The sequence below is a fragment of the Sphingorhabdus sp. genome (assembly GCF_040079335.1).
Lineage (GTDB): Bacteria > Pseudomonadota > Alphaproteobacteria > Sphingomonadales > Sphingomonadaceae > Sphingorhabdus_B.
This window is the reverse complement of the sequence record NZ_JBEBKL010000038.1, coordinates 1-19,396: the sequence shown is the minus strand read 5'-3', so window position 1 is coordinate 19,396 and position 19,396 is coordinate 1. Positions and strand designations below refer to the sequence as shown.

At 62.5% G+C, this 19,396-nt stretch carries 11 protein-coding genes; 2 read left to right on the top strand and 9 right to left on the bottom strand.

What is annotated here, in order from left to right:
- Positions 1–188: 188 nt before the first annotated feature.
- Genes ABL922_RS10775 through ABL922_RS10765 form a run of 3 tightly spaced genes read right to left on the bottom strand, consistent with a single transcriptional unit; the run spans position 189 to position 6,311 of the window.
- Entirely contained in the window at positions 189–3,245 is a 3,057-nt protein-coding gene (locus ABL922_RS10775) for an AAA family ATPase (protein WP_349024218.1), read from the bottom strand.
- Positions 3,242–3,895: an ABC-three component system middle component 1 gene (locus tag ABL922_RS10770; protein WP_349024217.1), complete on the bottom strand. Its 654-nt coding sequence runs from the start codon at positions 3,893–3,895 to the stop codon at positions 3,242–3,244. Before ABL922_RS10770 ends, ABL922_RS10775 begins: the two co-directional genes overlap by 4 nt.
- Complete coding sequence (locus ABL922_RS10765; RefSeq protein ID WP_349024216.1) at positions 3,882–6,311, bottom strand: ABC-three component system protein; 2,430 nt, start codon at positions 6,309–6,311, stop codon at positions 3,882–3,884. The genes ABL922_RS10770 and ABL922_RS10765 overlap by 14 nt, the downstream gene beginning before the upstream one ends.
- Positions 6,312–6,697: 386 nt before the next feature.
- On the opposite strand from ABL922_RS10765, the gene ABL922_RS10760 reads away from it, so the two are divergent.
- Both ABL922_RS10760 and ABL922_RS10755 read left to right on the top strand, forming a co-directional pair.
- Positions 6,698–7,405 (top strand): hypothetical protein, encoded by a 708-nt coding sequence (locus ABL922_RS10760; protein ID WP_349024215.1) that lies wholly within the window; start codon positions 6,698–6,700, stop codon positions 7,403–7,405.
- The gene (locus tag ABL922_RS10755) at positions 7,402–8,157 is read left to right on the top strand and encodes a hypothetical protein (RefSeq protein WP_349024214.1); all 756 of its coding nucleotides are present in this window, start codon (positions 7,402–7,404) and stop codon (positions 8,155–8,157) included. Before ABL922_RS10760 ends, ABL922_RS10755 begins: the two co-directional genes overlap by 4 nt.
- Positions 8,158–8,447: 290 nt before the next feature.
- Here the strand turns inward: ABL922_RS10755 and ABL922_RS10750 are convergent, their stop codons facing one another.
- The 6 genes from ABL922_RS10750 to ABL922_RS10725 all read right to left on the bottom strand — a co-directional run bounded on the left by ABL922_RS10750 (position 8,448) and on the right by ABL922_RS10725 (position 18,816).
- Positions 8,448–9,365, bottom strand: coding sequence for a DUF2493 domain-containing protein (locus tag ABL922_RS10750; protein ID WP_349024213.1), 918 nt, complete (start codon positions 9,363–9,365; stop codon positions 8,448–8,450).
- Between the two features lie 313 nt (positions 9,366–9,678).
- Complete coding sequence (locus ABL922_RS10745) at positions 9,679–10,731, bottom strand: toprim domain-containing protein (protein WP_349024212.1); 1,053 nt, start codon at positions 10,729–10,731, stop codon at positions 9,679–9,681.
- Position 10,732: 1 nt separating this feature from the next.
- Positions 10,733–15,079 carry a strawberry notch-like NTP hydrolase domain-containing protein gene (locus ABL922_RS10740; protein WP_349024211.1) on the bottom strand — a complete coding sequence of 1,449 codons (4,347 nt, stop codon included), beginning with the start codon at positions 15,077–15,079 and terminating at the stop codon, positions 10,733–10,735.
- Positions 15,080–15,126: 47 nt separating this feature from the next.
- On the bottom strand, positions 15,127–15,342 hold the full coding sequence (locus ABL922_RS10735) for a DUF6117 family protein (RefSeq protein WP_349024210.1): 216 nt from the start codon (positions 15,340–15,342) through the stop codon (positions 15,127–15,129).
- A 67-nt stretch (positions 15,343–15,409) separates the two neighbouring features.
- On the bottom strand, positions 15,410–17,494 hold the full coding sequence (locus tag ABL922_RS10730) for a ParB/RepB/Spo0J family partition protein (protein WP_349024209.1): 2,085 nt from the start codon (positions 17,492–17,494) through the stop codon (positions 15,410–15,412).
- Between the two features lie 128 nt (positions 17,495–17,622).
- Positions 17,623–18,816 carry a DUF932 domain-containing protein gene (locus tag ABL922_RS10725; protein ID WP_349024208.1) on the bottom strand — a complete coding sequence of 398 codons (1,194 nt, stop codon included), beginning with the start codon at positions 18,814–18,816 and terminating at the stop codon, positions 17,623–17,625.
- Positions 18,817–19,396 lie beyond the last annotated feature (580 nt).

Genomic DNA, 19,396 nt, shown 5'->3' with positions numbered 1-19,396 from the left:
CGATTTGAAGCTAGTCGTGGTCGGCGCCGTGTTCGCCAACAAAGGCGACATTCACGACACCCCGCTTGGCTGTCGAAACCGGCCATTCATTCACGCGGCAAATTATGGCACCTCTTGGGCAGACAGCGGACTGACAGCTTCTCGGAGCAAATCGTTGGACGAAGAAATCTTTGAAAAGAGGGGAGCGCCTAAGCGACCTTGGAGATCAGCCCATCTTCACCTTGAGGCACCAACTCATGAACATGAAAGGGGATGCCGGCGCTGCGGCACTTCCTGCCGAGAAACTCTGCCTCGGAGCTGTCATGCGTGGAAAGGATAACCTGATAGCCTAGCTCGCGCACCATCTGCCGAAGCAGGTCCATGAACGCGCTCGCGTGGATCACGTCGTTGTGCTGAAGCGGATCATCCAGGAGCAGGCCCCGCCACCGGGACCATCCAAACTTCGTGCTGGCCGCGAGCAGGGCGGCTACGCTCAGCGCCGAGAGCTGGCCTTCGCTGAAGTAAAGGTTAGGGTTCATCTCGAGCTGCGTCACCGATCCGTCAGCCTCGCTTCGCACGATCCCGGGGCGCAGCTCGGATCGGGTGACATGATGCTCGGCGCGGTAGATGATCGATGCATCCGCCCAGGTCATTAGCGTCCGAGCAAACCGCTGGATCGTGGCGTTGAGCGGCGCCAGCACATCATCGGCATAGGACTCCGCTCGCTGTTGGAGCTGGCTGCCAACGGCGTCAATTCGATCTCGCGCCCGTTGCGTGAACTCAAGCTCGCGACGCGCTTCGTCAGCGCGACTTTCCAGCAGCCGGCGGACATCAAGATCGGTTGCGGCGTTCTCGCTACGCACGATCTCGGCAATTCGCGCCTCGAGCCGGCGCAGCTGCTCGTCGCTCATCCACTTACGATAGCCGGCAACAAGTTGCTGCTGCGTCGCGCGCACTTGCTCAAGCTGCGCCGAACGTTCCTTGATCCGGGCGCGTCTTTGAGCCACCCGCGCTGTGTCGGGCTCCCCGCTCTGGCCAGCATCCATCCACCGCTTGACGATCGCAGATCTAATGTTGGCCAAACTATCGAGACGAGCGTTGGACGCGGTCTGCGCCTCGGTCTCCCGAACCTCAGCCTCACGTTGGGAGTCCCGAGCCAAGCGAGCCTCATCGGCAGCGGCACGTTCGACGGATATCCGTGAAGAGAGGTCGGAAAGCTGGCTCTCTATAGTTGCCTGCTCTTTACCGAGGTCGACGAGTAGCCCCTTCTCGTCAGCCCATAATTCTGCATGCTGCCGCAATGTGGTTCGTGCCGCCTCAACATCCTCGTCTGCTGCATCCCTGGATTGCTGGAGCGTGCCACGCTTCGTCAGCTCCGCCTTCAGAACCGCTTCAGCTTCCTTCAGCCGCACGTCTATCTGCTCAGGAGTGTCGCTGGCGGCGAGGTTCGCATCAGTCTCGACAAGCTCCTGCTCCAGAAAAAGCGTCTCGGACTGGTCGTAGACCCCGTCTGCCGAACCTCCCGCTTCTACAAGCTGCTGGCGCAGCTCCTGCTCCCGTGCACGCAAGGCCGCCATCGATGCCTGCAGCTGCTCCAACTCGGCGACGGAGCGCTCAACATCCACGATCTGACGCCGGAACCCTTCGCTTTCCACACGGGCCTCTGCCAGCGCCGTGGCCAGTTGCGATGCAGGCCGAGCATCGGCGGCGCTCTGCTGGGTGGCAAGCGCGGCAAGCCGCCCCGGCGGGAACTCAGAGGCGCAGACGGGACAGGTGACGTCGTCTTGCCCCAGCCGATGTGCAATCACCGAGACGGCTTCGGAGATGGCCCGCGTGCGGTCGTCGTGCGCGCGCAAATCCGCGTTGATGCGCGCGATCATGGTCTGAGCAGCCGCATCCCGCCCGACCAGATCTTCGCGCTGCGCCCGCAAGTCCGCCGCTTGCCTGCTCGCAAAAAGCGGCGTCAGCCGGTCGATCTCGGCGCGGGTCGCAGTCAGCTTTCCCGAGACTTCGGCCCTGCGCCGCGCAAGAGTCACCCTGTCCGCTAAAGCTCGGCGATCGGCTCGCTGGGCGGTCGCGCGCGCAAGGCCCTCCCGCAGAGCAGCGTTGCTGACCTCGATCCGGCCAAGCTCATCCTGCGAGCGCTCAAGCTGCTCAGCCGCGTCTCCACGCCGCGATTGCGCATCCTCCAGCTGACGAAGAGCAACCCGCACTCGCGTCAGGATCACCGAGTGGGCCTGCGCCTGCGCAGCCTGGCGCTCGATGGCGGCCAAATTCGCTGTCACCCTCAAGAGCGAAGCCTCGGCTTCCGCAAGCTTCTCGACGGCTGCGGCCCGGCGCTGCTCGATATCGTCGGCCCTGCTCCGGAGAGTCTGCGTCTCTGCGCCGGCTGCGTCGAAATCAGTCGCAATTTTCGCTAGCGCGTCGACGGCCTCGGTGTCGGCCACGCTACGCTGCTCTATTGCGCGAAGAAGCTCGGCTAGTGCCTCGAGCAGCGCCTCCGAAGGCGTGGATGGTTCCGGGATGCTCCAATCGACACCAGGCACCAGCATAAGGACTTGAGCCCCCGCCAGCTCGACAGCGTTGCGCAGCGCTGCGGGTGGAACAGCTTCGTCCGAGGAGGAAAGCTGCCTGGCACGATCACGCTCGGCAAGCAGCGACGTCCAGGCTGCCAGCGCCTCTGACGTCTCGCTGAGCCTCTTCGTCCGGTCCTCCAGAGCGCGAGTGAAAGCCCGTCGCACGCCGAGACCGCTCATCCGCTCACGGAGCGCGTTTATTCGATCCACGCCAGCGGGACCTTTCAGGGCTTCCCACTGCTTTTCAGGCTTGCGAAGAGAGAAGCGCTGCGTCGCTGCCTGTCCCAGAAAGTGGGTGATGGAGAGGTAGCCATGTAGATTGGCTATCTCCGCCCACTCCGGGCGCTTCAGAAGCGCCGCGATCGCGCCCTCATCCGGAACGAAGCCGGCGCCACGGTCGATCGGATCGCCGTCGCTGAACTGCAGGCTCACCCGGTGGCTGTTCGCGGGCGCTCCGATGCGGGTCAGCGGATCGGGCTCCTTGCGACGAGCGTCCGTCGGAATGTCCTGAAAGCGGCTGACCTGATTGGTGAGCGCCCACTCGACGCCGTCGAAGAAGCTGGTCTTTCCGAGGCCGTTCGCCCCGGTGATCAGCGTGACACCCGGCCCGTCCGGAAGCTCAAAGGCGTAGCTGTCGCCATAGATGCGGAAGTTCGAGAGCTCGACGCTGCGCAAGTAAAGATCGCTCATGCCGGCGCTCCCCGCTCCAGCCCGATGAGCCGCTCGACAAGCCCGCTGAAGTCGAGATCAGGATCTTCGATAGCCTCCTCCCACCCGATGGGCAGACTAATGTTGGCCATGCTGTCGAGCTGCTGCGTGAGCTGCTCGGCGGGCCAAGGCCGAGCGATGAAGGTGCGCTCGAAAAAGCCTTTGGCGTCGTCAAGCGTGGGTGATCCCTCGAAAAGCCAGACGAGCTTCCGACACGTCCGATCGTCTGCCTCGATCTCTGCCGCGAGCTGGCGCCAAGCTGGATCGCGCAAGGCCCCGCTCGGCGCCGACACGAACAGCTGCAGGTTTGGCGCATCGGAGCCAAGCCACGAACGTGCGATTGTCGCCTGGTTGCGATATCGACGCATCTGCTGATCAACGCTCGTTTTCAACGCTGATCCATCAAGCATGCCGAACAGCACGGGGATGCCGTCCAAGGTTGCTGCGGCGACGTGGTGAGGGAGATCGCTCTCGCGCCTATCAATTGTGCTGCCGGCGATCGCGTCGCTAAGCACCTCCGAGTTGAACCGTGATCCGCTGAGCTGCTCGGGAGCTTCTGTCACGACCGCCCCTATGCTCTGCGCCGCCTCGATCATGAGCAGCATCAGCGGAGGAGGCTCACGCTGCGTCATCAGCCACCTCCTCGAGCATCGGCGCCGCGGTTTCATTGCGCCAACGGAAGATCGACTGAAGATATTCTTGCAGTTCCGGCTCGCCCGCCTCGAGAGCTGCAACAAAGCCCTCATCCGCGCCGATGATCAGGGGCTCCTCGCTGGCCGAGATGGTTCCGACTGCTGGCGCGTCTGAAATGTTCCGATCCATCCTGAGGTCCCCCTCCATCATCCGTACCGCCTCCTGCAACTGCGAAAGCAGCACCACGCCCGTGGTCCAGGCTTGATCCATAACGCAGCGCGTGCCGAGCCTGCGCTCATTGATCCAGCTTACGCCGCAGCTGTGGCCTGTCAGCGAATCGAATGCAACGTTACCCGGATGGACGCCCGTCGGCGACACCGGCATTCCCGAGCAGACCGCGAAAGCCAAAGCGAAGATCGTCGATTTCGTCATGAACGGCCGCAGCGTCCTTGGCCCGAGCCCAACGAGCGCCGCCTCGGCCGCCGGCTCCCGATCGTCCTCCGAGGTGAGTAGGCGAAGGAAGCGCCGGCAAAGCGCTTCATCCGCCGCGAGCACGGCATGCCACTCGCTCCATCGATCCCAAAGACGTGCGCGAAGGGCTGGCTCGATCGGCCAGCCGGTCGGAGCCGCCGGGGGACCGAATATCTCGTAAAGAACGGCGTGCAGCTGGCGCAGAACCTCGCGATCGAGCCGGCTCTGTATGGTTGCCGCGAGCAATTGCGCAGTGAGCTGGACAGCCGGACCGACGATAGCAGCTTCCTGCCACTCAGCGACGGGACAGCGTATCTCGAGATCAGGGCCCGGCAGCGCCTTGCTGGCGCAAAACGCGCCCAAGCTTGCGCGCCAGCCAGCAGCATCCTTCGTGTAGAGCGTGAAGCTGGATGCATGGGCTCCGAGCCGAGCGAGCGCCGCGGCGAGCGGAGCAGCATCGACAGCAGAGATCTCGCTATAAAGCGCGATGCTTCGTCCTCCCGACCAGATCTGGCCTGCGTCGTCGGGGCCGAGCTCACAAGACCAAACAACAGCGCCCGCCGCGCCCGATGCGAGACTGATAGTCAGAGGTCCCGTGGCGGGCGCTGGCGCCACCGGATCCGGCTCCACCGCCGGGCCTGGACCTAAACCCATAAACCGCGCTGCCGCGCTTGCCGTCAGCGCCGGTGACTCGGGTCGGGTCGCCGAGAGCGGCGGGTTCACCGCTCCGGGGTAGGCGGCAAAAACGTCCTCGAAGGGCTCGAGGTTGGGCGCTGAGTCGGGGCCAAGTCGAAGAAACCGGCGAAACGGCTCGAACGGAGCCTGCCCGACTAGGGTGATCGCCCCGCGCTTCGGTATGTCCCCTTCGAACTCCACGCCGGTGGTGACGGTGATTGCGTCGCTGCCGATCTCGTGATCGGCCTCCAGCACGAGGTAGACGGCGAGACGATTGTGAAGCGCACTTGTCTTTCGAAGCAGGCGCGGCTCTCGGGTATGAAGATGGATGCGCACTCCAGGTCGCAGTCTATCGGCAATCGCCTGCCATACGGCCCCGGGCATAATCGGCGTAAGGCGGGCGCGATAAGCGGCGAGGATGTCAACATCCGCTCCTGCTGCCCAAGCCTCCTGCTCGATCGCCTCAAGCTCGGCGCGTGCCGGTCCGAGATCGAGACCCATGAGCATGGCGCCGATCTGGTGATGCTCGAGCGCGTTGAAGGCCGCCATGAGGAAATCGACCAGGCCCCCATCGCCATTGCCCGAAACGAACAACAATGGGTTCTGCAGCTGGGTATGAATGGGCCCCGCCAAGCCCGAAGGTGCCCAGTATGTCGGTGTCTCGCCGTCAAGATGAGCCTCAAGGCCAAAGCCGATAGCGAGAATGACGACATCGTATATGCGCCTAACGGCAGAACCCTTGTCGACCACGACCCTGATTGGGCCAAGCGTGCTTGGCACAAGCTTGGTCACAGTCTGGTCGGGGTGCAGTGTCAACACGGAGTTATGCCGCGCCGCCTCGAACTCAGCTCGCAGCATTGCTGCGACATCCCCGGCCGGTCCAGCAGTCCAGTTCATGATCGGGAGGCCTGCATCTTCGGAGTCGGATCCCGCCGCGGGCCAATCGTAGAAATGCGGATGAAGAAAGCGCCGGCTTCCGTGCTGCAGCGCAAGGATGCCTGAGCTCCTCTCAAAGAGATCCAACCATTGGAGTTCGGGGCAGGCTCGAGCGAGCGCCACTGCGGCCGTGATGCCCGCAGCGCCACCGCCAATGATCGCGACCTTCCCGCCATTAGGCCGGACGAGGTTCTCCGAAAGCATCGCGTCAACGAGATTGAGCGCTCGCACCTGCTGAGCGTAGACGGTGACGCGCTTCTCAAAACTCCCCAGCACGAGAATGCTTTGCGTCCCAGCAATTCTCGCGTTCTCAATGATCTGCTGGGGCGTCATGTATAGGACGTTTGAACATCTGTGACGAATCGCTGTCGGCAGCCGGCACACGCTACCGATACGGTCTTAGTCTTGGCTTCTCTTTCCATTGCGGCTTGATAGCGAAAGGGCGGGATTAGTCGAAGCCAAATATCATTCCATTCTGTTGCGGGACTAGAGGATGCCGAAGACTAGACTTCAGATACGAGCTGCCGTGCTGGGCGGGGGCTAGCTTCGACATTGCGTTCGCTGAAGTGCGCGCCGCAGAATGCTGTGTCCAAACGGAAGCGAAATAGTCCCGTCGCGTTCCTGCATGGTCAGGCGCCAGAGTTCACAATAGATTCTGCCAAACGCGGCGCTTCAGGGAGAGCGGTGCTAAAAGGCTCAAAACACTGTAGCGGGGATGAATGCTCTACGCCTGGATTGATGGAATAAAGCGCCCTCCCTTCGCCAAAGGGGAAAGCACGATCTGCCGCGATTGCGGCGGACCGCTTACCTCCGTCATGCCGGTCGAGAATGTCCCGCACTGGCGGCACAAGGCCGGGGATTGCGATCCGTGGAGCGAGCCGGAAGGTCCTTGGCATCTAGCCTGGAAAGAGGCCTTTCCCGAGAGCAATCGCGAGATCGGTCTGGTCGACCAAGTGACCGGCGAGCACCACAGGGCCGACGTGCTTTGCAACGCCGGCACCGCGCACGCGGCCGTTCTGGAGCTGCAATACTCTCCAATTTCAGAGGAGGAACGGGTGGCGCGGGAAGCCTTCTATCGTCAGGGCCATCGCATGTATTGGCTCGTCCACGTTCATGATGGACCGTCGAGCTTCACGGGCTGGAATTTCAAGGCCTCAATGAATTGGGGAGCCCGGCCAGTCGAGATCGACGGCCGCCGCTACGCGATCATGCAGTGGATGGGCCGCAGCAAGCAGTTCATTGAGAAGTGGAAAAGAGCGACAGGCTATGTTTTCCTTGAGTGCGAAAATCACATTTTCTTTCTCGCCGGCGAAGGACTGGCGCGGCGCATGACTGGCGGCATTCCCCTCAAGAAGGGCGAATACGCGCTCAGCCAATGGAATCGGGAAGACCTCATCCGCTCCGTTCAGTGGACGGGCGGCGCATGATGGAAGGCAAAGCACGGGTCGAGTTAGGCAATGGACTCGTGCATTACATGGCGGTGGCCGACGAGAACATCCGCGAGTTGCAAGCAGCTGACAGCCCCATACTGAGGGTACTGCTGCAGTACGACGCCTATTTCCGGCGCGATCTGTGGGAGCACGTATCGCCAACGCAAGCCTTCGGCTTGGTCCTCTTCCTCAACGCCTACCAGATGTTTCTTGGCGCGGCGCGCATGGCCTTAAGCGGTCATCCGGCAGCGGTTTTTCCACTTGTGCGGACCGCCCTCGAATCTGCAAGCTATGGTTACCTTATGGAACAGCAGCCCGCCCTCTCTGAGGTCTGGGGCAACCGTCACCGCAGCGAGGCCGACAAGAAGGCTTGCCGCAAAGCATTTACCTTCGATAAGGCGATCAAGGGCCTTGCCGATAAGGCTCCGGATATCGAAAGGCTTGCCAAGGAGGCCTACGAGGGCGCGATCGACCACGGCGCGCACCCAAATCTGAAGGGCGTTTTCGGCCATGTGTCGATCAACGATGATCGATCGGACGGCATGGTGGCCGTCACCCACACCAGCTTATACGGCTCAGATCACCACGAGACGATCCGCGGCATTTGTGCCTGCCTCGACTTCGGCTTTGCCATCATCGGCATCATTGCATTGTCCGGTTCGACCGCGGCCGGGAAGCTGCAGAACGAGCTGCAGGCTTTGAATGATGCCAAGGAAACGGCGATCACAACCTATCAGTCGGCGGAATAGTTGATCCGCTGCCCCTGAAGCGACTGCCCCAATTGCCGACACAGGTGGCAGGAGCAAGGGCGACAATGCGTCGATACATCCGAGCGGTATCCACACCGCCCCATTCCCAATCGACGCTTCGAGCCATCAGGCAACGGTTTCGCGTATGGTATGGGTTCCCAAGAAGCCGTGCGTAGCGCGAGCTTTGCTATCGCCAACGCCTCAGCTAACGCTAGCGCCGGTCAGTTGGAATGGCTGCTTTTGGCTTTCAGCATTCCGAAGGAGACGTTCCAGACTGTCCGCTGGGCCAGTCATTCAATCGCCCAAACGTAAATCCCCATCTTGCGCGCCTTGTCGACCAGATTGGCGTTGATGCCATTGCCAGGGCAGGAAACGACTGCCTTGGGCAGCACTTCGAGCATTTGATCATTGCGACGGAAGGGGGCAGCCTTCTTGAACCGGTCCCAGTCGGGGCGGAACGGGACGTGGGTGATTTTTCGCGTTCGTGCCCAGAGCGAAGCGATATGTTCGCCGCCGGTCGGATTGCCGCCGTGGAACAGCACCATATCTGGATATTTGGCGAGAACCTTGTCGAGGGCAGCCCATATACGGTTGTGATCCTGATAGGTGGGGCCGGACGTAAACGCGATGCGCGTGCCGACGGGCAGCATCGGCTCGGTTTCCGAACGGCGCTTGGCTGCCAGGAAGTCGCGGCTGTCGATCATCGCGGCGGTCAATGTGCGATGGTTGACCAGTGATCCGATACGCGGTGTCCAGGCTTTGCGAAAATGCACTTCAAACTGGTCGGCAGCAGCTTCACGCATGAACTCCATGGCGTTGCGCCGTTCAATCAGGCCGATGCCTTCGCGGATCTGCCGTTCGAGTTCGACCGACTTGACCTCGCTGCCATCCTGTTCGCGCTGGCTGCGCTTCTGGGCGTCTTCATTGTCGTCAAGCTCGCGCTGGATGCGGAATTCAGCGCGGTGGAAGAGGTTCGCGAGCGACCAGCACAGGTCTTCAAGATCAGGTTCAAGCCTTGTATCGATCATGGTTGCGATGAGGGCGTCGAACATATCGGCGACAGCGCCTGCAGCGATGCGTTCTTCGGGCAGTGGCCGCGGGTCGGCTTCATCCGAGAAGGGGCGATAGCCGTAGAGGGCGATTTCATCGAGAAGATGGGCGGTGGGCGAAATTTCGTGTTCGGGTTCAGAATCGGGCAAGATGGTCATGTCGCTTGTCCTTAGGGTCTTGGGTCCGGGCACCTTGCCCGGCCTTCATGGGCGTCCCTCTGACCGGCTGACGGGAGGGCGCACCTTTGTGGCCGAAGCGCAGCGGAGGATGGCGGGCGGGCGGCTATTTTGGTTCGCGATGGAAAGGCGCGGCTTCCCGCGGCGCCGGAAAATAGCCGCCTGACCGCCATTGCGGCCTCCCGGCAGCCGGTCTCTCGGACGCCTCCCGAAGAAGGCCGGGCTTGGCCGGAACACTGGCCCCGGATGATGCGCGCTCCACAGCTCGATCCTCCGATCCCGTATCGGCTTGCCCTCAATCGACGGAGAAGCGTGTCCGATCCTGCTCATACAGTAGGAGGCAAACCCGCTTACCCAATGCACTTGCACCGTGCTGGCGGAGATCGTCGTTGAAATCGCCTAATTCAGGCATAAGCGAGATGAGTTCGATCCCTGCTGCCTGCGCTCGGTCTGTCAGGATGGCATAGGCCGCGTCGCCTGCAGCATCCCGGTCGCGTGCGACATAGAGGCGCTGGAGTGTCTGCGGGAACAGAATAGCGGCGAGATGAGCCGATGAAGTCGCGGCTGCCATCGGCATGGTCGGCAGGACTTCGCGCAACGACAGCATGGTCTCGATGCCTTCGCCTGCAATCAGGACATCACCCACAGTTCCGAACCGGACGGCGTTGCCGAGAATGTTACCCATGGCCCGACGCGGCGATGCGACATTGGCTTTCATGCCGCCCGAAGGATCGAGCCAAGTGCGATGCGTGCCGGTCTGCACGCCGTCGGTATCCGTCACGGCTGCTATCAGTGCCGGGAAAGCGCCGGGTGTTCCGGGGATATCATCGTTATTCGGCCGGTAGTAACAGCGCGGATGGACGCGCAGGGCTGGCAGGTCGAATGCCCGCCTGATGCCGCGTGACCGCAGATAGGATTCCGCCAGCGAGCCGGTCAGCTGCTTCGAGGCGGCGAACAGGCGTTTGGCGGCAGTCGCCGATCCTGCTCGTGCGGGCTTGGTGAAGGCTGAGGCGCTGCTGCCATCATCGGAAGCCGAGGGCGGCAGGCTAAGGAAGCGTTCGGCCTCGTCGATTGTGTCGGACAATCGGCCATGCCGCTGGTTCAGTCGGATGAGATCGACGAGATCGCCACGTTCGCCGGTCGCGGCATCGACCCAGTTGCCGATTGTGCCGCGCTCGGTCTCGAACAGACGGACATAGAGGCTGCGCCCAGGCGCTCCGGCGACATCGCCGACCATCCAATAACGGCCTTCGCGCCTGCCTGCGGGCAGATAGTGGCGGCAAACAGCCTGCGCGTTTTGCGCAAGCCGCTCCGACAGTTCCGCTGCGCGGGTGGAAATCCTGCTCATGTCAGGCAGCCTTTCGGTCGGCGATGCGCGTCAAGGGGTGCCTTTCGAACAATCGCTCGATAACTGCCGAACCTGCCACCATATCGTCGGGGACGAACAGGCGCAGTTTCCAGCTGACGATCTCGGAAAACAGCCCCATGGCCTTCAGCCGGTCGACCGCGGTCGAACCGAACCCTGTGAGTTCGATACGGTTCACCTGCATCAGCCGTGATCGGCGCAGTTGCAGCCCATCGGCAAGGTCGAGAATGGTATGGCCTTCTCGAAGAAGGGCCAGTGCCTGCGGCGGCGACAGTATCGGGGCATCCTGTCTGGCTGTCGCACTCGCTGCCCATGCCGGAGAGACCCTGCGCCCAACAATGCGAGTGCCATCGTCGGTCTGGAGCCGGTAAACGCGGGTCGATTCTTCAGAGAGCTGCTTCCAGATCGGCAGCAGCAGGCCGGTGACGATGTGCAGTTCACTCTGCGTGAACTCATCCACCTGCGTCACCTCTGATTGCCAGACTGGAGCGAAGGTCCGCTCGTCAACTGCCTCCCAGCTGGTTTCCGCTAGATGGTTCAGTGCAAGGTTCAGCCGCTCCATTGGCCGGATCAGGCGAATGCGCCGTTCCACTTCGCCATCGTCGAGCATGGCGCTGCGGGCAGGAAGCTGGACCGCCGCGCGTTTCGATCGGGCGTTGACCAGCAGCCGCGCCCCGGGCTCCCGCAACAGGTCGAGCGCCTTGTCGAGCGATACCGGCTGGTTGCGTTCGCGCATGGCAATGGTGAGCAGCCGGGTTTCGGCACCAGTGGCCGGGTGGACGTAGATCGACTCGCTGCAGGTAACAGTGAAGCTGTCGGCAATCAGCGTTTCGAGGCCCAGATCATAGCTGCCCGCTGCAATCGCACTCTCGACCTTCGCGTTGAGCAGCTGCTCGAACACCGTGAACAGGACATTCTGCATCGCAATCGTCAGTGCCAGCAGCCGGTTGAGGAAGGTCGTGATTGGCGGCAGTTCGTCCTTCAGGCACCCACTGCCATCGCTCAGCGACAGGCCAGTCATGCTCTCGAAGGTGCCGAGCGAACAATGTTCGACCTTGCCCGCATAGATCAGCACATAGAGCTGGCGCAGCGCGTCGCGGGCATAGGGGCTTTCAAGATTGTCCTCCGGGCGGAACAGGCCCTGGCCGCCGGTCTGGCGCTGTCCGCGGGTAATCGCCCCCAGCGTGTCGAGCCGTCGGGCGATGGTCGAGAGGAAGCGCTTCTCGGCCTGAACGTTGGTGGCAACGGGCCGAAACAGCGGCGGCTGCGCCTGGTTGGTGCGGTTAGTGCGCCCCAAGCCTTGAATCGCAGTGTCGGCCTTCCAGCCCGCTTCGAGCAGATAATGGTGCCGCAGCCGCTGGTTCCGCGCGCCCAGATCGGCATGATAGCTGCGCCCGGTGCCACCGGCATCGGAGAAGACGAGGATCTGCTTCCTGTCCTCCATGAACGCTTGCGCTTCGGCGAGGTTGGCATGGACGGGCCGGTTCTCGACCGCGAGACGGTCGCCATTCGCATCGACCTTGCGCACGATCCGACGCGAGCGACCTGTCACCTCAGCCACTATGTCGGTCCCGAACCGCTGGACGATCTGATCAAGCGCGCCTTGGACCGGCTCCATCGAAGCCAGTTTCTCAATCAGCCGATCACGCCGCTCGAGGGCCTCGCGGCACTGCACCACATTACCATCATCATCATAGGCAGGCCGCGACGCGAGATTGCCATCGCCGTCGGTAAAACTCTCATGGAGCTGGGTCGGGAAGCTGTGCAGGAGGTAGTCCAGAACATATTCACGCGGCGTGATGTCCACTTGGACGTCGTTCCACTCGCCCGGATCGATGTCGGCGAGACGGCGCGATAGCAGCGCTTCCCCGGTAGAAACGATCTGCACCACGGATGCATGGCCGTCGGCAAGACCCTGTTCGATCGCAGCGATCAGCGTCGGTGTCTTCATCGCGGTGATCAGATGGTTGAAGAAGCGCTGCTTGGCACTTTCAAACGCCGAGCGTGCTGCCGACTTGGCTTGCCGGTTGAGAGTGCACTCGCTGCTGGTGACGTTCGCGGCTTCCAGCGCAGCGTCGAGATTGTTGTGTATGACCTGAAAAGCCCCGGCATAGGCATCGTAGATGCGGACCTGATCGGGGGTCAGCTGGTGTTCGACCAGCTCATATTCGACGCCTTCGTAGGAGAGCGAGCGGGCGGCGTAGAGGCCGAGCGCCTTGAGGTCGCGCGCCAGCACTTCCATCGCGGCAACACCGCCCGCCTCGATAGCCGCGACGAAATCGGTGCGCTTGTCGAACGGGAAGTCCGCGCCACCCCACAGCCCGAGCCGCTGGGCATAAGCAAGGTTCTCGACCGTGGTTGCCCCGGTCGCCGAGACGTAGAGGATACGAGCATCGGGAAGTGCGTGTTGCAGGCGAAGTCCGGCACGCCCTTGCTGCGAAGGAGCAGAATCGCTCCGGTCTGATTTGCCGCCACCGGCATTCTGCATGGCATGGCTTTCGTCGAAGACAATGACCCCGTCGAAGTCGGTCCCCAGCCAATCGACGATCTGCTGGACGCGTGAAACCCGATTCTCACGCGCGTCGGAGCGTAGCGTGGCATAGGTCGTAAAAAGGATACCTTGCTCAAGCCGGATCGGCGTGCCCTGACGGAAGCGGGCGAGTGGGGTGACGAGTAGAGGCTCTTGCCCCACGGCCTTCCAGTCGCGCTGGGCATCTTCGAGCAGTTTGTCGGACTTCGAAATCCAGACTGCACGCCTGCGACCCTTGAGCCAGTTGTCCAGCAAGATGCCCGCAACCTGACGGCCCTTGCCCGCGCCTGTGCCGTCACCGAGGAACCAGCCTTTACGGAATCGAACTGCGCTTTCGCTGTCGTCGGGCGCTGCTTCGACCTTGTCCCAGGTCGCATCCACCAACCAGTTGCCAGAGAGATGGTCGCCATGGGCGTCGCCCGCATAAACAACCGATTCAAGCTGGGCATCGGACAGCAGTCCCTGTTCGACGAGACCCGCAGGCAGATGCGGGCAATAGCTCGGTTTGGGCGGTGCAACCGAGGACATCGCCGCCGATTGCACCAATCGCGTCGGATGCGGTCGGGCACCGGTGATGCGGATCGATTGGAGCGTGTAGGGCTCATAGAGCGTGTCCGAGAGTTTGCCGTCGGTGGGCGATTGCCAGTTGATCAACTCATATTCGAGTGGAATGCCTGATGGCTCATTCGCAGGAGCAGCAGCCAGTCGCGGCTTCGCAACCGCCGTTCTGATGGCCGTTGGACTGCGCGGTGTGCTAAACGGCTGGAGCTCAGATGCTGTGATGGGTGCACGCGGCGGGAGGTTATCGGTCAGCCAGCGCAGCAGGGTGGCAAGATCGGGAGCCATGCCCGGCGATGCCGAAAACTGCGATGGATCGTCTGCGGGAACCTTGTCGATCACCGTCAACCTAGTCTCGACCGAAGTGCCGTGCGGTGCGAACACGCTGCCAGAGATCGTCGCGGTGAACACCACCCGGGCCTTGTCTTGCAACCGCACGAAGCCGTCGCGCCATGCCTTGTGATCGGGCGCGCAACTGGCTCCAGTGATTGCGACAAGGCGTCCACCGTCGGCAAGCCGCGCAACCGCCGAGGACAGATGCCGGAAGGCTGCGTCAGCCACACGGGTCTCGACATGAAGCGCGGTTGAGAATGGCGGGTTCATGACGACGCAACTCGGCACCAGGCCCGTATCAAGCCGGTCATGGATCTGCGCGGCGTCGTGCGCCGACACGCTCGAGCCATCGAACAGACTGCCAAGCAGCGCCGACCGCACCTCTGAAACTTCGTTCAGTACCAGTCTGCAACCGGCCATCTCGGCTTGGATTGCGAGCAGCCCCGTGCCCGCCGAGGGTTCGAGCACCAGCTCACCCGGGCTGAACTCCGCCGCGAACCCGGTAACCCATGCCAGTCCCAACGGTGTCGAAAATTGCTGGTAGGCTTGCATTTCTTCGCTGCGCCGGGTCTGGGTCGGTGCGAGCCGGGCAATGCGTTCAACCAGCTTCAGCCGTTCGAACGGGTCGGAGGTCTTGGCATGAATGGCCGGACCGTAGCGCCGCATGAACAGCAACTGCGCGATCTCGACCGCTTCGTAAGCGGCCTTCCAGTTCCAGGCGCCGCTCGCATCACTTGCCCCAAAGGCGGATTGCATCGCTGTGCGGATGGCGGGTGCGTCGATGCGGCGACCGGCGGCGAGATAACCGAGAAGGTCATGGGTTGCAGCAACGATGCAGGCGGCGGTTTGAGCAGGACAAGCGGTGGCAAGCGGGCGCGCGGAGGCACCCGCCAATGGCGAGTTGGTCATGGTATCGATCCTTTGGATTGGGGAAGTTGTGCGGTCCGGAGTAGCGCTCAGGTGGGCGGGATATAGGCTTCGTAGGGGTTGCCAGGCGCAAGATGGCCGAATGGCGTCATCACATAGTCGCCGTCATCACGACCGACCGCGCACAGCACGTAGCGGGTCTCGCCGCTGGCGACCTCTGTGCATTCCATCAACGCGAGATCGCCAGCTTTCGCCGCCTTCATCAGTGTCTCGAAATTGGTGCGGGCATAGTCAGGGATTGCCATGAACTGGCTCCTTCAAATGTCGGAAAATGGGGCGCGGGACGGCATGGTGCCGCCCCGCGCAAGAGGTTCATTCGGCAGCGATCGCGTATGCGTCGTCAGTCTCAGCCTGGTCGGCATCGCCATCAAGGAAGTCGGGCAGGTCTGCGATTTCCTCGATCGCCGTTTCGACAACCGGCAGCCGCAGCGGTTCGGGCAGCCAGCCCGTGCCTTCGAGCAGCCGTTCGGCCTCGCGCGCCATGTCGCCTTTCTTCAGATGCTCGATCAGGACAGCTGTGGCATCGCCCTTGGCTTCGCGGACGGCCTCGATGATCCGGGGCTTGGTCACGCGGCCGAGGTAATTGTCGACCGTCGGCGTCCAACCCGCTTCGGCCATGTCGAGCCCGACCACAGCCGCCAGTGCATCGGCGGCGTCAATCCGCTGGGCAATGCCGTGCGCGGAAACTTGTCCACCATAGCCCTTGACCGGCTCGAACAGCGCATTGACCCCTTGGCTGACGCAGTGGGCGAGCAGCGCCATCTGCTCCTCGGGGGCGAGTGCGGTCAGCGCATCCCACAGCGCGCCGGGTTCGTCAGGCAGGCGCTCAGACCACTGATCGTGGCGTTCCTGAATTGCCACGCTCCACACCGTTTCGCGCAAGTTTGGCGCGACATTGCCAAGCCAGGGCTGGGTCACACCGATCTGCACGCAACCAGACTGTCCGTGCGAGCGGAATACTGACAGGCACAAGGCGTGCAGCAGCGCGGTGTAGGCTGCTTCCGGTGAATTTGCGAGAGCATCGCGCAGCGCCACAGTGCGCACCGCAGTCAGTTCGGAGACGAGCCGATCCGGCAGCGGACGGATGACATCATCCTCGTCGTCTGCAGCCCGCTCGTCCTGCATCTGACCGGCGACCATGATTGCCGGACCGGAGGGCTGGTCGGCACCTTCGGCAGCGACCGTCGCATCATCGGAGTCGGCAGCCGGCTCATCCTCGGGCCGCACATAACCCCGGTCGATCCGAAGCCGTCCGTCGTGCGCGAGCGAGACGAACACGCCTGCAAGCGCCTGCTCTTCCGTATCGAAGACGACGGGGCGAGATGTCAAAGGCGTCATCTCCGCGTCGATTTCGGTCAACCGGGTATCGACCTCGTCGGGCAGGTCGCAGCCGTCGCGATATTGCTCGCCGATGGCGTCATATTCTTCAATGAGCGCGTCGAGCCGGGCCTGCTCCTCGTCGGTCAGCGGAACGGTGGTGCCGGTGATGCGGCGTTTGCCGCGTTCGCAGCCGAAGGGCAGATCGATGGCGGCCTCGACCCATTTCCAGCCTTCACCGCCGATTTCCTGCGCCACTTCGGACAACTTCTCATTGACGAGTAGTTCTACCAGCGCCGGATCCTGCAGCCAGCCATCTTCGTCGGAGGAGAACAGGTCGCGCATCACATAGCCGCCAGCCTCGGTGTAGGCATCGATGCCGATGAACCGCACGCGACGGTCGTTGGCGGCAATGGCGTCTTCGGTCAGCAAGCGGCGGATGTGGTAGGCGGGAACGTGTTGGCCCTGGTTGATTTGTTCCCAGACTTGCTCCTGGCGGGAATGGTTGTCGGTGACCGAGAAGGCCATAAGCTGCTCAAGCGACATGCCATCCTCGCCGTAAACATCGAGCAGGCTGGGCGAGACCGAGGCAAGCCGCAGCCGCTGCCGCACGGTTTGCCCTGAGACGAAGAAGCGCGCCGCGATGTCTTCTTCGGACAGACCCGCCTCGATCAGCGCGCTGAATGCGCGGAACTGGTCGAGCGGATGAAGGCCGACGCGCATGACGTTCTCCGCGAGCGAGTCGTCCTCGGCAATGCCGGCATCGCGCATCACGCAAGGGACCGGCTGGTCCTTGGCCATCCGCTTGGACTTCACCAGCAGTTCGAGCGCGCGGAAGCGGCGCCCGCCCGCCGGAACCTCGAACATGCCGGTTTCCTGACCATCATCGTCGAGCAGGGCGCGGACATTGAGACTCTGAAGCAGGGTGCGGCGATAGATGTCGTCGGCCAGATCTTCGATCGAAAGGCCCGCCTTCACGCGCCGGACGTTCTTCTGGCTCAGCACCAGTTGGGAAAAGGGGATGTCGCGCGAGGAACTGAGCACCAGCTTGGGCAGCGGCTTGTTTTGGGACTTGGTCATGAGGTTTCTCCATGACGGGCCGCCGGGAGCCTCTCTCTCGGCTTCGACCCGTCACGAAGCGAAGCGCCGCCCTCTCACTCTTGAGAAGGCAGCGCCGCGCTGGAAAATTGTCCGGGACCGAACGGGACTCAGTGCACCCGGTCGAGCAGCTTCTTCGCCTTGCCCTCCATCTCGAGGCGGGCATCCTGGTGCGCCTTGTCGCGCGCCAGAGCGGTGATGCCCTGCACAAAATCGAAGATCGATTCCGGCGGGCGGCCTTCCTCGGACAGCACGGTCTCGATTATCTTGCCGGTCTCGGCCTTGGAGAATCCTCGTGCCCGCAGGAAATCGCTGCGATCTTCGTCGGTGCGGGCAACAATCCGCTCGCGCGCCGCCTTGATCCCATTGACGAAAGGTAGCGGCGAGGAATTGGCGAAGCCTTCCAGCGCCGGTGCGGCTTCGTGGGCGAAGCGGTTGGCGGCATATTTGCTGTGGCGGATGCTGATTTCCTCGAAATCCTCAACGCCCCACAGGTTCCGGTTCTGACAGACAGCACGCAGGTAGAAACTCGCCATGCCCAGCGTCTTGGCCCCGACTTCTGAGTTCCAGCAGTAGAACCCGCGAAAGTAGAGGTCGGGCGACCCATCGGGCAGGCGTCCTGCTTCGATCGGGTTGAGATCGTCGACCAGGAACAGGAAAACGTCGCGGTCCGATGCATAGAGCGTGGTCGTGTCGCGGGTGATGTCGACGCGGGGATTGTAGACGCCGGTCGACCAGTCGAGCATGCCGGGCACCTTCCAGCGCGTGTCGCCCGTGCCGTTGCCAGCGATCTTCTGCACCGCTTCGACCAGTTCATGGTCGTAGATTCGGCCATAGTCGGGTCCGGTCACGGCGCGCAGTTCGAGCCTTCCGTTGTCGGTTTCGAGCGTTTTGATCTGTTCGGCGCGGTGCGAGGTCAGACCATATTGCAGGTTGATCGCCGCGAGCGGTGCCGGAAGTTGACGGAGATAGGCCGCAGGCGCGCCGACCTGACTTGCCAACTGGCCAAAGCTCCAGTGGGTCGGTGTGACGGGCGCATCGGTGCCGGGCATGATCAGCGCCAGACGCTCAGGATCGCTGCGGTTTGCCTCGACGTGGATGAGCGCGCTTTCAACCACCCGGGTGCGGCTGCGTTCGGAACGCCCGCGCACTGACCGCGCCAGATCGCCAAGCGAAAGAAATCGCTCATCATCGGGGCGCGAGAACCACTCTGATGAGACCCGGCCAATCCTCTGGCCGCGTGAGATATCGACCTTGTAGCCGCCGCTCACATCGCGGCGCGCATCGAGAACCTGCATATTCATGGGAAAACCTCCATGACGGGCGGTCGGGAGCCTCTCTCTCGACCCTCATCCCGTCACGGCGAAGCCCGCCATCCTCTAACTCTCACCTGCTCATACGGCCAAAGTCGCGCGAGCGGTCAGCGAGATTGCCAACACAATAGACCGCACCCTGAATGGAGGCGGGGATTATTCATTTTGCTTGTGCAGGCGGAAAGGCGGGGCTTGTCGGCTTTCATCGCCTGCACATGCAACCATGACCGCCGGTTCAGAGTGCGTGCGGGGCCATTTTCGTTAAAACACCGCGCCCTCGGGAGCAGAGCCGAAGGGGCTGCGGATAAGAGCGCGTCATCAGCCCCGCTCCGATTCGTGGGGCGTTGCGGGGTGACCCCGCAGATGGGGTAGCCGAAGACTGCGTAGCGGCTTCGGCTCAGGGGAAGACTTTCCCCAAAAAAATGTGGGCATCGATCGGTGGTATACTGGTGGGATACCAACCAAGAGGCATCATGATCGGCCAAATGCCGATCAATCTAACCTACTGAATTTTCCGAAGAAAACTGGAGCGGGCGAAGGGATTCGAACCCTCGACCCCAACCTTGGCAAG

What these genes read in the sequence shown, in the direction of transcription:
- ABL922_RS10740 (WP_349024211.1), bottom strand. Translation starts at nt 15,079, where the DNA reads ATGACCAACTCGCCATTGGCGGGTGCCTCCGCGCGCCCGCTTGCCACC.
- ABL922_RS10755 (WP_349024214.1), top strand. Translation starts at nt 7,402, where the DNA reads ATGATGGAAGGCAAAGCACGGGTCGAGTTAGGCAATGGACTCGTGCAT.
- ABL922_RS10745 (WP_349024212.1), bottom strand. Translation starts at nt 10,731, where the DNA reads ATGAGCAGGATTTCCACCCGCGCAGCGGAACTGTCGGAGCGGCTTGCG.
- ABL922_RS10750 (WP_349024213.1), bottom strand. Translation starts at nt 9,365, where the DNA reads ATGACCATCTTGCCCGATTCTGAACCCGAACACGAAATTTCGCCCACC.
- ABL922_RS10730 (WP_349024209.1), bottom strand. Translation starts at nt 17,494, where the DNA reads ATGACCAAGTCCCAAAACAAGCCGCTGCCCAAGCTGGTGCTCAGTTCC.
- ABL922_RS10735 (WP_349024210.1), bottom strand. Translation starts at nt 15,342, where the DNA reads ATGGCAATCCCTGACTATGCCCGCACCAATTTCGAGACACTGATGAAG.
- ABL922_RS10775 (WP_349024218.1), bottom strand. Translation starts at nt 3,245, where the DNA reads ATGAGCGATCTTTACTTGCGCAGCGTCGAGCTCTCGAACTTCCGCATC.
- ABL922_RS10765 (WP_349024216.1), bottom strand. Translation starts at nt 6,311, where the DNA reads ATGACGCCCCAGCAGATCATTGAGAACGCGAGAATTGCTGGGACGCAA.
- ABL922_RS10725 (WP_349024208.1), bottom strand. Translation starts at nt 18,816, where the DNA reads ATGAATATGCAGGTTCTCGATGCGCGCCGCGATGTGAGCGGCGGCTAC.
- ABL922_RS10770 (WP_349024217.1), bottom strand. Translation starts at nt 3,895, where the DNA reads ATGACGCAGCGTGAGCCTCCTCCGCTGATGCTGCTCATGATCGAGGCG.
- ABL922_RS10760 (WP_349024215.1), top strand. Translation starts at nt 6,698, where the DNA reads ATGCTCTACGCCTGGATTGATGGAATAAAGCGCCCTCCCTTCGCCAAA.